The organism is Aureibacter tunicatorum (genome assembly GCF_036492635.1).
GTDB lineage: Bacteria > Bacteroidota > Bacteroidia > Cytophagales > Cyclobacteriaceae > Aureibacter > Aureibacter tunicatorum.
In genome coordinates this window covers 421,983-434,254 of sequence record NZ_AP025306.1, presented here as the reverse complement: position 1 = coordinate 434,254, position 12,272 = coordinate 421,983, and the positions used below count along the sequence as shown (strand labels likewise).

Sequence of the window (12,272 nt, the reverse complement as noted above, 5' to 3'; positions counted from 1 at the left end):
TATAAATCAATAAAAAATATTATATAAAATTAAATTAAGGTTTTCAACTCACCTATATAGATTAGTGACTCATCGTCTTCATCAGGCAAACACTTTCTTTCAATAAACTCTAGTCCTAATTTTTTAATAAGTCTTTGAGAAGGTGTATTAATTTCAGAGGTAATTGCATAAAGTTTTTTTAATCCAAAGTCTTGATATGCAATTTGCATTACCTTCTTTGCAGCTTCATATGCATATCCTTTATTATGGTATTCCGGCAAAAAAGCGAACCCTAAATCCACTCCTTCTATTCCATTACGGCCTGCATACAAACCACAACTTCCTATAGGAGCACTATTAGATTTTAAAAAAACAGTAAAATTAGAATAACCCAATTCTATATATTGAGGAAAAATTTTGTGCTTTATAAAATCGGCAGCATCTTCTACAGTATTAACATTTCTATCTCCTATGTATTGAAGCCATGTTGAACTATTCTGCAGTTCAAGAAAAAACTCAGCATCTTCTTCAATTGTTGGCCTTAAGAATAGCCTTTCAGTTTCGAATACCTCTATATCCATCATTCAAAAATACAATATTATGTAAAAAATCACACCTCCCGAATAAATTATAATTTAGCATTAAAAATATTAAAATAAAAAAGAGTGCCGATAACAGCACTCTTCAAACCTAAAACAAAACCCATCTAATCATCAAGAGGGAACTTAAAAGAATATTCCTGGCCTTCGATATTAGCGATGATATTAAGCTCTTTTCCTCGTTGTCTTTTGACACACATACGGATAACTTCTTTCTTTTGAGCTCCCAATGTATGTATTTTCAAATAATGCTTTTTCAACTCTGTATGCAAAGTATGAGATCTTGGACAATAACGAGGCTGCAATATTTCGAATTTAGCGGAATTATGCTTGATAAGATTGAACACATCAATCTCAGAGCTTATATTATATCCTTCTTTATCACGTTTTTCAATCTTTTTTCTTTCCTCCAACATATCGCTAAATTCTTTGAGAGGTATCAGCGGAGATTCTTTCACTTTTTTATTCCATTTAATCGTTTTAGCTTCAAACATCGTTGGCAAAAGATCAATCCCTTTCTCTTGGGCATTTTCTATCGAAATGAAAAACTCGTGATAATCCTTCAAATACGATCCTTCGCATTTTAACACTCCCACTCTTATATCGCCATACGTTTGATACATATATCGACTGTCATCCTCAAGATGGACAACGGCTCGTTCTTGAGCCTGCCCCTCAGAATTAATTATGACTAATAAGATTGCTATTAATGAATATACCGTTCTCATAATTAATCAATTAAGTGATAGGTTTTATTATCATATTTGACAAGGATAGATGTCTCATTTTTAAAACAACCATTCGCTTGAATCGTAATTTTATAAGCGTCTTCCCTATCATTTTCTATTTGCCAAGCATGCTTGATTCCAAATTGATTAACCCATTTATGCTCTCCAAGCACTGGCGGCCATTCAAGTGCCCCTGTGTATCTTTTGATCGCAAGTATCTTTTCCTCCAACTGGAAATATATTCTGTTGTAATCAAAAATGGCGTAATGCAAGCCTTTTTGAATATCCTTTCTGATAACATGCCATCCAACTCCCTTGTCCGGCAACATCAATTTCAAGCCTTTTTGGGTATTTTTAAGATGGATTCTGGCTTGATCTGAACATGCCAATTGAGATAATAGTGAAAGTTTCATCTTATTTGAGTTTTGTAGTAGAATGAATAATTTGTTTTAAAATAAAATCACACTTTACCTTGACAGCTAAGCATAAAGAAACTATCCCTGCAATAACACAAAGTGTATTAAACAAAATTGGCTCTAGCTCAAATTGCCCCAACAACTTAGAAACAATCAAAATACTGAACCCAAATATAAAGTCTATAGCGATATAAAAAGAGATCAGTTTTCCATTCATTTCAAAACCGGAAACGGATGGGTAGTATTCACAAGCTTCTCCTTTTATAATGTTTGTCGTCATAGTCATAGCGCAAATATACATTGTAATTATAGCCACAATTGACCCTAACCTTAAAGCAAGAAAATCCACAATGATCAACCCTGCAATAACCGCTATAAAGCTTACTCTCAAAGCTTTAAGATAAGTGTTTTCTGATATAATCATCTCCTTTTCCATGTTATTGATAAATTTCATTTTTTTGACGCTCAATATTCTTGAAAATTGCCAAATACTTCACAAGCGTCATAACTAGATGAATCACAAACCAAAGAAATGCTAAAAGATAGGGATCAAATAACCACGTTGAAATTAAATACCCAATTCCACTGAAGAGGATTTCCACACTCATGTATTTTGACATAAGAGATGTCTCTATTTCAAAATCAATTTTTGAATCCGTTCGCTTTTCATAAAATTTATGCGCAAACCAAGTGCAGTAAATAAACATCAATGGGTAAGCAGTAAAAGCCAAAAGCATTGCTGTAATCGCTAGTCCCATAAAGTTCATGATCATCATTGCTATGCCTGTCGTAAAGGCGTACATCAGCATTGACTTCAATATCAGTACAATATTATCTTTCATTTTATTAAATTTCTTTTAGAATAAGATGGTTTTCAATTATCGCTATAGTATGTACTCTAATTCAAATGTATCTCCGTTGATTTCCATTTGAAATGTTATTCCTTGGCCTTTACAACCTTTTACAATTATTCTTCTGCAATATCTTTCCTTAGGAAGCATAGCTCTTGTTGTCAAATATTGCATTTTCAAGGAAGTATCTTCATTCATTTCCATCGCTAGAGTTGGGCCTGTTATGTCCAAGCCATTCATTTCTCCTTTTCTTACCTCCTTGTATACCCTTCTTTTCAAGTCAATCTCTCGAGAAAACTCCATAAATGACATAATCTTCGCTTTCTTTTGATCTCCCTTAATGGTAATCATCTTAGCCTTGATTTTCTTGGGCAAAATATCCACAGGCTCCAAGCGCCCATTAATGACTTCAATATCGCATAAGTATCTATTCCCTTTCATCTTCTGCGCTAAAAGAGTTACATAGACGCTTCGAATATTTTTCGATACCACTCTTTTTCCATTTATCATCTCTTGAGCATTTCCCACTACCGAAACAAACATAACGGCAAATACTATAAATACAACTATCAATCTAGACATACTCGTTAAAGTTTTGATTTTCACACTATCATTTTATATGTCAGGCCAGACAAGAAGCTATTTTGCCTGAAACTTGATTACTGAATTCATTATCAATTCAATTTGAAGTACCATAGCCAAAAACAGTCCGGCTAACCCCATGCTAGTCGTAATTAAAACCATTACTATCAATGTATTCAAGCCGAATAAATCAACCATTTTTGAATCGATTAACATGCTGAGTGGTTTTCCAATAATGACAGATACAAGCGGAATAGAAATCAGCTCCAGCATTGCAACCTTGAGTTTTATATTTTTTGGAATAATAATAGAATCCATTTCATCCACTCGTTTCAACTTAACTTTTCTCAGTGCGTATTTCTTAATCACATGATAATTCACAACTAAATATATTAGCCAACCAACTACCGGCAATATCAAAAGAAGTTTTATCATCAAAACAAATAAGAATGTGGCATATAAATTTCCTTTTTTGGTTTCAGTCTCATTCATTGCAATTAAAGGAATTCTCGTATTTGCTCTGATCAACCATATTTAAAGTTACTGTCCTTAATTTTCCTACAAATCGCAATCAACATTTCAAAGGTATGCATCTTTTGCGTTTCATATAAGTGTTAAACTGTTACATCGCCTCATACTAAAGCTATTTGCCAAAGCGTTCATATCTCAATCACATTATCAGCATATTGCTAATTTCTTAGGAAACAACTCTTTTATCCATTTAAAGAATAAATCAACAAATCATGGGCTAGCGATAATTCAATATCTTAATTCCGAACTTTTCAATGGGTTTATCATTATTTATTTAAGCATTATTCTTGAAGATTAAAATCGCTTTATGAATGATAAATGAATCTTCTCTTAAAAACTAAAATAGCAATTTAAAAAGCATAACAATATGAATAAGATAATCGTAGGCAGCGACGAGTGGTGCAACTTCCCGCAATTGAAAATTCCAGCGGTTAAAGCCAGAGTTGATTCAGGCGCCAGAACTTCTTCCCTTCATGCTGTGAATATCGTTTCATTTAATCGAGAAGGAACACCTTGGGTTAGTTTTGAAGTTCATCCGTTGCAAAACGATGGAAAAACCACTGTGCATTGCGAAGCTCCATTATTTGACAAAAGAAAAGTTAAAAGTTCAAATGGAGCAACTGAAACCCGTTATGTCATCAAAACGCCATTGACAATAGCGGAATACACTTGGGAAATTGAGTTAACCTTAACCAACCGCGATAGCATGGGCTATCGCATGCTGTTAGGACGAGAAGCTATGGGTGGAAAAATGCTTGTAGACCCTAACACCGAGTGCTTATTAGGCGAGCCAAGCATTGAAGAGCTTGACCAATACTACGCATTGCATACTAACGAAAAAACCGGTCTTAAAATTGGCCTTCTAGCTTCTGATCCAAGCCTATATAGCAATCGCAGAATCATTGAAGCGGGTCAAGAGCGTGGACATGAGATGGAGTTTTTGAGCGTTAAAGATTGCTATATAAAACTAGATGGAGAAGCTCCTGAAATGCATTACCGAGGCGGGCGCATACTCAAGGGTTTTGACGCAGTCATTCCTAGAATTAGGCCAAGCGTTACATTTTACGGATCTGCTTTAACAAGACACTTCGAAGCCATGGGAGTTTATACTTTGAACTCAGCTTCGGCCATCACTCAATCCCGTGATAAACTTTATGCTTTGCAATTATTAATCAACAACGGGCTTCCTATCCCGACCACAGGCTTTGCTAATTCGCCCTTAGATACCGAAGAACTTATCAAAATGGTCGGTGGAGCTCCATTAATCGTTAAACTCTTGGAAGGCACCCAAGGCAAAGGCGTCGTATTGGCTGAAACTAAGAAAGCTGCCGAAAGTCTTATCAATGCTTTCAAAAGCCTAAAAGCCAATATATTAGTGCAACAATTCATCAAGGAGGCCAATGGAAAGGATATTCGATGTTTTGTCGTGAACGGAAAAGTTGTCGAAAGCATCATGAGAACAGCAGCACCGGGAGAGTTTAGAGCCAACATACATATGGGAGGAACTGCTTCGATTACTAAGATATCCGCTGAAGAAAAACGCATAGCAATTCTAGCCGCCAAAACATTCAACTTAAAAGTCGCTGGCGTAGATATCATCAGAGGCTCCAATGGTCCTATGCTTTTGGAAGTGAACTCATCTCCGGGCTTGGAAGGCATAGAAGGAGCTTCTGAAAAAGACATCGCTGGCAAAATGATTGAAGCGATTGAAAAAGATTTGAAATACGTAAGAACCAATGACTAAATATGAGTCATTAAATAGACTTAAAGAGGGAATCGTCAAATTCATGCTTCCCTCTCCTTTTCTTGAAGCGGCCTCACTATCAACTCTCCTTTAGTTTTTGATATATCGTGTAATATTTTTTGAGTCTAATAATGCATATTATTGAATAATTCATTTTTAAAACCATTAATCAATTACCATTATGTATCAAGTACTTTACGCAGCAGGCATCAGAGAAGCGGCGGCTTCCAATGATGTTGAAAAAATGAAAGCAGTAGCTGAACAAGCAAAAAAGAACATTAAAGAAAGTGGAGATCTCTCTCTTGCTTTGGTTGAATTGTTAGAGGCCATCGAAAAACTTGACAACAAGTAATCCGGCATTTTTTTCATTCAAAGCGCTCACTTCTTAGCGACTTTGAATATTATTTCACTCTAAATTTTTCAAAACATGTATCTTCCAATGTACGCAGCCAGCATCAGAGAAGCGATAGCTTCAAATGACGTGGAAAAAATGAAAGCCACAGCTGAGCAAGCAAAAAAAACAATCAAGGAAAGCGGTGATATATCACTAGCTCTAGTAGAGCTTATCGATGCAATCGATAAACTAGAAAAAAAATAAGTTGGTTTGAAGGCGAAGCCTGCTTCGTCTTCCTTTTTTCACTAGCATATATTCTCGCTTGACAATATATGCCTTAGGCAATCGCCTTTATCAAAAATACATCCACCACATTTTTATTTTAGCATTATGATCATACAACCTTACGGAGCAGGCATTAGAGAAGCAATAGCTTCAAATGATGTCGAACAAATGAAAGCAATGGCCGAAAATACAAAGAAATTCATTAAAGAAAATGGAGACATTTCAACGGCATTGGTAGAACTATTGGATAAAATCGACCAATTGGAAAAGAAGTAATCATTTACACACACAGAGGAAGAGCGACACATTGTCCTCTTTCTTTTCATTAAAACCATTTTTTTATGACTGTTGAATCCAACCCATCCATAAGGTACCGTATTGACTCTGATTATGAAAAACTAACGCCTGTCCATGCTGTATGGGAAATTACACTGGCTTGCAATTTAAACTGCGGACACTGTGGCTCCAGAGCAGGCAAGGTCAGACCTGATGAACTAACTACTCAAGAATGCTTTGATATTATCGACAAGCTTCATGAATTAGGGACTAGAGAAATAACTATTATCGGTGGCGAAGCATTTTTAAGAAATGACTGGCTGGAGATCATTTCTAGAATTGATCAAGCAGGCATGGAGTGTTCCATGCAAACAGGTGGATATAACTTGAATGAAAAGAGAATTCTAGACGCTAAACAAGCTGGAATTAAAAATATCGGAGTTTCAATCGACGGACTTGAAGATGTCCACAACCAGATCAGAGGCAAAAGAGATTCTTATCAACATGCTTTAAACGCGCTTGAATTATTAAAGAAGCACGGAATCACTTCGAGTGTCAATACTGTTATCACTAAATCAAATCAACATCAACTTGACGAGCTTCTGGATGAATTCATAGTCAGAGGCATCAAAAACTGGCAAATCCAACTCATAGTCGCTATGGGCAATGCCGTGGAAAATGATGATTTGATTCTTCAACCCTACGAGATCATAGATCTGTACGAAAATCTAATCAAAGTCTACAAAAGAGCGCTAAGTCATAATATCCTCATTCAGGCAGGCAACAATATTGGCTATTATGGCCCATATGAGCACATATGGAGGCAAGGCAAAGACGCTTTCTGGACAGGATGCTCAGCAGGCCATACCGCTATCGGAATTGAGGCCAATGGAATCATCAAAGGGTGTCCTTCTCTGCCTACTAGCGATTATACCGGTGGAAATATCAAAGATATGACACTTGACGACATTTGGTATCACAGCAAGCAAATGAAATTCACGAGGCATCGAAATCTTGACGAACTTTGGGGGCACTGCAAAAGCTGTTATTACGCCTCTTCTTGCATGGCAGGTTGCACATGGACAAGCCACGTTCTTTTTGGCAAAAGAGGAAACAATCCATATTGCCACCACAGGGCATTGAAACTGGAAAAAGAAGGCAAAAGAGAAAGAATAAGAAAAGTACAAGAGGCGGAAGGCAAGCCCTTTGACTATGGACTATTCGAAATCATCGTGGAAGACAATAATGGAAATATTCTTGAAGTGCAAAATCCTCTAGAAAACAATGAGGATACTTCAGCGGAATTAAAAACAGAAATAAGAACATTTGAAAATCTTGAACTCTGCAGGGATTGCAATCAGCATGTGTATGAAGGCACTGAAATATGCCCTCATTGCAACAGCAATGTGCCTGAAGCAAAAGAAAGATACGAAACTAAGCTTAAAGATGTCTACACGGCTTATGACAAGCTGTTGGAATTAATGAATTAAATAATGAAAAGCGAACAAATCAAATCAATTGCCAAAGAAATTGAAAATGTCGAACGCCAAATGGATTGGGGAGGAATGACTATAGCCTATGGATTAAAAAAATTCACTTACGGTTCGTCAAGCTTTCTTGATACAATCTATAATAATATCTCTCTAAACGAAAATGACACTTTCTATGATTTGGGTTGTGGATACGGGCTCGTGCTTTGGTACGGAGCCCAACGCTTTCCTAATACTCAGTTCAAGGGAATCGAAATAGTCAGAGAACGTTGCGAATTTGCTGAAGAATTGGCTAAACGTGATAATTTGAAAAACATCAACATCTTTCAAGGCGACTTGCTTCAACAGGATATAAGCGATGGCAATATATTTTACATTTATAATTCACTGTACAGCGACCTTTACACAGAATTAGTTAAAAAACTAAAAGCCATTGCCTCTCAAAAAGTTATAACCATCATTGCGGAATCAAGCAGCAAGTTTTTTGACAAAGAAAGTTGGTTGATTGAACAGTGTGAGTTTGAATTGAGCCCCATCAGTTCTTTGAAAATTTACAAGTCAAAATAAACTACCAATTACATATAATTTACAAACGATCAGAAAATCTATAATAAAAGTCATTAGATAAGAGAGAAATAATGCTTTCTTCCTCATTACAACTCCATATAGACACCAAAAAACAGCTATAATAGCCGAAACCAACCAAGTAATCGAAGAAACGCCTTCAGCAAGATGAGAATGACTCACATACAGTTTATATAGCTGAGGCAATGCTGAAAAAGGGCCAATCATGCCAATGATCACCATAGCATCTTCAATCTTTGTCTTGGTTACATTATCTATATTTATTATACCTTTCATTTTTTCTATCATAAATTATATTTCAACAACAGCAGTATTAATAAAATGTTAACCTCTTGACGTTAATTAATAGATTGATCCGGCAATAATTATTTCACAAAACAAACTATATTTCTATATGTTGAACATTTGTTTATAGCACCTTGCTCATTCATTTATAGAATATTCAAAATGGCATTAAAGTCTTTGGGAAAAAAGAAAAATACGACAAAGACTAATACGCAAACTCGTCAACAAAAATGCAAATCTAAAACACCACCTTTGCAAGCATATTTTATTGCTAGATACCCAACAAGCGTAACATTGGGTTCTCCACAAGTTGAATTAAATCGCCAAACGCTGTCACACTCATTTTACAACTATAAATACATTCGTACAAAAACTCATCTTTCAAGAGAGCACAATAGTCAAAGCCAATTCAACATGAAAGATGAATCTCCGCTACCTAAAGATGATTTCTCTGATTTCTTTTTCAATCCGGAATTCAAAGTGACTTACGGAGCTGAAATGGCATTGGAAGATTGTGACCATCCCCAAACCCTGTTTGCTTGCCCGAAAATAATTGAAGATAGCAATCATAAGCTTGAAGCTCAGGGTAGTCCATTGCGTCTTGAACAAGACTTGAGCCAAGCATTGCTTTTGCCAAACATGTTTCATGACAAACAAGAAAGAGCTTTTGCCACTCGCCCAGTTTATAAAGGAAAATCCGACACCATAGGAGAATCTTCGGACTGTCTTAGATTCGCGGAAAATATACTCGGGTATGGAAGCGGGAAAGTTTTTGAGTTGATTCTTGAGGAATACATGAGTGGAAAATCATATCACCACCCTTTCAAGGATTTTTCAACTCCCGAAAGGTTGATTAAGTTTTGGGTGGAGCGTTCAGCCCCTATTCCTGAAGGCTTTTCAGCACACGAAGCATACGATCAACATGGTGGCGATGGAGAAACAGCGAAAGCTTACAAAGAACTAGAAAAGGACGAGGCAAAAGCTTTTGACAAATGCAAAAGAATGGGCTTAAACCAATTTGCAATGCCAACAACAGGTGAAGCTTTTCGAGTATACGGTTTGGAAGCGCACAAAATACCTTTTTCAGAACAACCTGTTGGAAAATTCCCTCAAACTTTCTCCGAATATCTTGAAAACGATTTTATAGATTGGAGAGATCCCAATACAGATAGTTTTAACAGAATTGGCTGGAATATGCATAATGCTGGAGTAGTTGCCCGCACCAATTCTGATTTTGTCACATTGGAAAATGTCGCTAGAGAGCAAAGGGCCGAAATGGCCTTTGTTTCCGACTTTATCTCATTTTACTGCAGATATGGAAGCTTCAGAAAAGAATTGGATGCTTTGCTTGAAAGCGAAAGTTTCACTTACATTCCCGCTGACCTTAGTTCAAGACGCACGTACCCTGATAGAGTTGCGATTATGAAACGATGCCTTTCTGAATTGCTTTCAATGAACAAAATCACTGAAAGACTCCGTCTTAGATTAGAATTTCTTCAGAAAGCCCAACTTGACGATGCGAAAGCTGTCGACGAAAACAAGCTATTCTACTTTAGCATGTACGGACTCGAAAGCGGACAATCCTTTCATGAAAAGCATAAACACAATGTTGGCTATTGTCCAACAACCATCAGATTTCGAAAAAGCCCTGGACAAGTAAAAGAGCAAGCTATGCAACAAGTCGATGAAGGCATGGCCAAAGCAAAAAAATGGATGGAAGCCCCTGATACATTTGTTGGCATTCATGAACTGGATCAACCTGTCAGAGAGTTTTATGAAAAATGCATGAGTATACATCCTAAAATTATCGAAAAGCTCGAAGCTTCTATGAATCAAGCTGAAATGAAGCAAGCTATGACTGCTTATGAAGCTTTATTGCTCGAATCGGAAGAACTGCAAATACTAACAGTCAAAAATGGCGTGACAATGTTCGGCCATGAATTTACTGAAGATGACGCAAAATACATCAACAACTTCTTCGTCCCTAAATGGAAGATCAAAGAAAAAGAAAGTGGAGGAAAAAATCTTGACCTTTTAGAACGAATTGAAAAACTTGCAGCAAGAACCTATTGGTGTTTTCATAGAGTCCAATACAGTATATCAATGCGATAAATACATAACGATTTGGTAATGAAATTTGCCCAATTAGTTGGTGTTTAACACCATTCAGCAAACCTGAATTTACAGGACCAGATTTTAAGTATAATTTAGTTTCATCATTAATCAAAATCACCTAAGATGAAACTCTATAAAACTACCGTGAAACTAATTTCTATAACTTTTATACTCATTGCTATTTCAATCATCGCAGTTTACTCTATGTTTGTTATTAAAGAATACTATCATGACAAAGCATATATTGAGTACTGGGATAAACATCAAAACCAAATTGAAAATGTAAAACATGGTAAGCTATTTAACTTCAAAATACTTAACAAAACAATTAAAGACCATGATTTGATACTTTTCGGAGAAATGCATGGAACAGAGCAATCGCAAATCATTGATGTTCAATTAATCAAATACTTAAATGAGAAAATTGGCATGAAATACCATTTGGCGGAATTGGATTACAGTCAAGCCTATTTTATAAATCAATACTTAGCAAATGGGAATGACTCTCTTATTCAACACACTTTGAAAAACTGGGGTGTCGTAATGGGCAGAAATGCAAAATCTTATCACGACAAATGGCGAAAAATCTACGCATACAATCAAAAACTGCCTTTAGATAAACGAATTAAAGTAATTGGAATAGAACCACTATATAATTATGATCTCGCCAGTCTTCAAATAAAACAAATATTAAGAAACCCTTCTATATCAGTGCCTTCAGAAAAAAGTGAGCTCAAACAGTGGGCAAAAAACAAAATGCCTGAAATTATAAAAGCCTACACTCCTAAACTCAACAATCAAAACCTCTTTGATTTAAATCTATTGCGACAACAGCTTTGCTCTGACTTTGAAGAACGAGGCAAGCATCAATATGATAACTTTAAAACAATTTACAAGCAGTTAAATCTTAAACATCAGAAATTTTATGGCTATTTCGGGTTTGGACATGTTTTGCAAAAAAAAGAGGGAAGTTTTGCCCATCGAATTAATTCTTCAAATGAACTTCCTTTTCAAAATAAAACATTTTCGATTATAACTCAAATAATTGACAGCCACGTTGGTCTTAATTCATCTGCCCTTCCTGAATTTATAAGAGACAAAGGTCCTTGCACTAAAATAGAGTATACCTTTGATGCTCCTTTTATCAATTATAGTTCAGGTATAAATGCCCTAAAAGAATTCTCCACAAAAAACTCTAATACACTTTTTGTCATTAATGATAATAACTCTCCTTACAGCAAAAAATTAAGTTTAATCGAAACAAAGGGCATAATAGCTAATATCCTTGATGAAAACCTAAAGATAAAAGGTCCCAATATAGTACTCACCGATTATTGCCAAGCAATCGTTCTGATAAGAAACTCTGATTGGGCAAATACGCTTGATTGACTCGAGAATAAATAAAAGACATGGGGAGACCTCTCTATACAGACATTGTCAATAGAGAAAATAGAGTTCAACAATATTTTTCC

At 35.9% G+C, this 12,272-nt stretch carries 16 protein-coding genes; 8 read left to right on the top strand and 8 right to left on the bottom strand.

All coding sequences use genetic code 11. From position 1 onward, the window contains the following. Window positions 1-29: 29 nt before the first annotated feature. The 7 genes from AABK36_RS21795 to AABK36_RS21765 form a co-directional block, all read right to left on the bottom strand. Window positions 30-563: a GNAT family N-acetyltransferase gene (locus AABK36_RS21795; protein WP_309941099.1), complete on the bottom strand. Its 534-nt coding sequence runs from the start codon at window positions 561-563 to the stop codon at window positions 30-32. Window positions 564-685: 122 nt separating this feature from the next. After that, window positions 686-1,306, bottom strand: a complete 621-nt coding sequence (locus AABK36_RS21790; protein ID WP_309941101.1) for a hypothetical protein — start codon at window positions 1,304-1,306, stop codon at window positions 686-688. A gap of 2 nt (window positions 1,307-1,308) precedes the next feature. Further along, window positions 1,309-1,719: a hypothetical protein gene (locus AABK36_RS21785; RefSeq protein WP_309941103.1), complete on the bottom strand. Its 411-nt coding sequence runs from the start codon at window positions 1,717-1,719 to the stop codon at window positions 1,309-1,311. A gap of 1 nt (window position 1,720) precedes the next feature. After that, window positions 1,721-2,158: a hypothetical protein gene (locus AABK36_RS21780; RefSeq protein ID WP_309941106.1), complete on the bottom strand. Its 438-nt coding sequence runs from the start codon at window positions 2,156-2,158 to the stop codon at window positions 1,721-1,723. Window position 2,159: 1 nt separating this feature from the next. Next, a complete protein-coding gene (locus AABK36_RS21775; protein ID WP_309941111.1) occupies window positions 2,160-2,564 on the bottom strand; it encodes a hypothetical protein in 405 nt (134 codons plus the stop codon). A gap of 42 nt (window positions 2,565-2,606) precedes the next feature. Further along, window positions 2,607-3,155 carry a hypothetical protein gene (locus tag AABK36_RS21770; RefSeq protein ID WP_309941113.1) on the bottom strand — a complete coding sequence of 183 codons (549 nt, stop codon included), beginning with the start codon at window positions 3,153-3,155 and terminating at the stop codon, window positions 2,607-2,609. Between the two features lie 57 nt (window positions 3,156-3,212). Continuing rightward, window positions 3,213-3,647 (bottom strand): hypothetical protein, encoded by a 435-nt coding sequence (locus AABK36_RS21765; RefSeq protein WP_309941114.1) that lies wholly within the window; start codon window positions 3,645-3,647, stop codon window positions 3,213-3,215. Window positions 3,648-4,053: 406 nt separating this feature from the next. On the opposite strand from AABK36_RS21765, the gene rimK reads away from it, so the two are divergent. The 6 genes from rimK (at window position 4,054) to AABK36_RS21735 (ending at window position 8,382) form a co-directional block, all read left to right on the top strand. Continuing rightward, window positions 4,054-5,430 (top strand): 30S ribosomal protein S6--L-glutamate ligase, encoded by a 1,377-nt coding sequence (gene rimK / locus AABK36_RS21760; protein WP_309941116.1) that lies wholly within the window; start codon window positions 4,054-4,056, stop codon window positions 5,428-5,430. A 181-nt stretch (window positions 5,431-5,611) separates the two neighbouring features. Then, window positions 5,612-5,782 (top strand): DUF1843 domain-containing protein, encoded by a 171-nt coding sequence (locus AABK36_RS21755; RefSeq protein WP_309941118.1) that lies wholly within the window; start codon window positions 5,612-5,614, stop codon window positions 5,780-5,782. Window positions 5,783-5,857: 75 nt separating this feature from the next. Beyond that, the gene (locus tag AABK36_RS21750; RefSeq protein ID WP_309941120.1) at window positions 5,858-6,028 is read left to right on the top strand and encodes a DUF1843 domain-containing protein; all 171 of its coding nucleotides are present in this window, start codon (window positions 5,858-5,860) and stop codon (window positions 6,026-6,028) included. 126 nt (window positions 6,029-6,154) lie between these two features. Continuing rightward, window positions 6,155-6,325, top strand: coding sequence for a DUF1843 domain-containing protein (locus AABK36_RS21745; protein ID WP_309941121.1), 171 nt, complete (start codon window positions 6,155-6,157; stop codon window positions 6,323-6,325). Between the two features lie 65 nt (window positions 6,326-6,390). Further along, the gene (locus AABK36_RS21740; protein WP_309941122.1) at window positions 6,391-7,815 is read left to right on the top strand and encodes a radical SAM/SPASM domain-containing protein; all 1,425 of its coding nucleotides are present in this window, start codon (window positions 6,391-6,393) and stop codon (window positions 7,813-7,815) included. Window positions 7,816-7,818: 3 nt separating this feature from the next. Beyond that, window positions 7,819-8,382: a class I SAM-dependent methyltransferase gene (locus AABK36_RS21735; protein WP_309941124.1), complete on the top strand. Its 564-nt coding sequence runs from the start codon at window positions 7,819-7,821 to the stop codon at window positions 8,380-8,382. On the opposite strand, the gene AABK36_RS21730 is transcribed toward AABK36_RS21735, so the two are convergent. Continuing rightward, window positions 8,374-8,688: a hypothetical protein gene (locus AABK36_RS21730; RefSeq protein WP_309941125.1), complete on the bottom strand. Its 315-nt coding sequence runs from the start codon at window positions 8,686-8,688 to the stop codon at window positions 8,374-8,376. The two genes, AABK36_RS21735 and AABK36_RS21730, sit on opposite strands and share 9 nt — an antisense overlap. Window positions 8,689-8,847: 159 nt before the next feature. Here AABK36_RS21730 and AABK36_RS21725 point away from each other — a divergent pair, with 159 nt between their 5' ends. Both AABK36_RS21725 and AABK36_RS21720 read left to right on the top strand, forming a co-directional pair. Continuing rightward, window positions 8,848-10,797 carry a hypothetical protein gene (locus AABK36_RS21725; RefSeq protein ID WP_309941127.1) on the top strand — a complete coding sequence of 650 codons (1,950 nt, stop codon included), beginning with the start codon at window positions 8,848-8,850 and terminating at the stop codon, window positions 10,795-10,797. Window positions 10,798-10,923: 126 nt separating this feature from the next. After that, complete coding sequence (locus tag AABK36_RS21720; protein WP_309941128.1) at window positions 10,924-12,189, top strand: TraB/GumN family protein; 1,266 nt, start codon at window positions 10,924-10,926, stop codon at window positions 12,187-12,189. The last annotated feature ends 83 nt before the right edge of the window (window positions 12,190-12,272 follow it).

Bases quoted from the DNA above. Each gene is read 5' to 3' on its own strand.
- AABK36_RS21720 (WP_309941128.1), top strand. From the start codon at position 10,924: ATGAAACTCTATAAAACTACCGTGAAACTAATTTCTATAACTTTTATA.
- AABK36_RS21730 (WP_309941125.1), bottom strand. From the start codon at position 8,688: ATGATAGAAAAAATGAAAGGTATAATAAATATAGATAATGTAACCAAG.
- AABK36_RS21745 (WP_309941121.1), top strand. From the start codon at position 6,155: ATGATCATACAACCTTACGGAGCAGGCATTAGAGAAGCAATAGCTTCA.
- AABK36_RS21755 (WP_309941118.1), top strand. From the start codon at position 5,612: ATGTATCAAGTACTTTACGCAGCAGGCATCAGAGAAGCGGCGGCTTCC.
- AABK36_RS21740 (WP_309941122.1), top strand. From the start codon at position 6,391: ATGACTGTTGAATCCAACCCATCCATAAGGTACCGTATTGACTCTGAT.
- AABK36_RS21780 (WP_309941106.1), bottom strand. From the start codon at position 2,158: ATGGAAAAGGAGATGATTATATCAGAAAACACTTATCTTAAAGCTTTG.
- AABK36_RS21750 (WP_309941120.1), top strand. From the start codon at position 5,858: ATGTATCTTCCAATGTACGCAGCCAGCATCAGAGAAGCGATAGCTTCA.
- AABK36_RS21770 (WP_309941113.1), bottom strand. From the start codon at position 3,155: ATGTCTAGATTGATAGTTGTATTTATAGTATTTGCCGTTATGTTTGTT.
- AABK36_RS21795 (WP_309941099.1), bottom strand. From the start codon at position 563: ATGATGGATATAGAGGTATTCGAAACTGAAAGGCTATTCTTAAGGCCA.
- AABK36_RS21725 (WP_309941127.1), top strand. From the start codon at position 8,848: ATGGCATTAAAGTCTTTGGGAAAAAAGAAAAATACGACAAAGACTAAT.
- AABK36_RS21765 (WP_309941114.1), bottom strand. From the start codon at position 3,647: ATGAATGAGACTGAAACCAAAAAAGGAAATTTATATGCCACATTCTTA.
- AABK36_RS21735 (WP_309941124.1), top strand. From the start codon at position 7,819: ATGAAAAGCGAACAAATCAAATCAATTGCCAAAGAAATTGAAAATGTC.
- AABK36_RS21785 (WP_309941103.1), bottom strand. From the start codon at position 1,719: ATGAAACTTTCACTATTATCTCAATTGGCATGTTCAGATCAAGCCAGA.
- AABK36_RS21790 (WP_309941101.1), bottom strand. From the start codon at position 1,306: ATGAGAACGGTATATTCATTAATAGCAATCTTATTAGTCATAATTAAT.
- rimK (WP_309941116.1), top strand. From the start codon at position 4,054: ATGAATAAGATAATCGTAGGCAGCGACGAGTGGTGCAACTTCCCGCAA.
- AABK36_RS21775 (WP_309941111.1), bottom strand. From the start codon at position 2,564: ATGAAAGATAATATTGTACTGATATTGAAGTCAATGCTGATGTACGCC.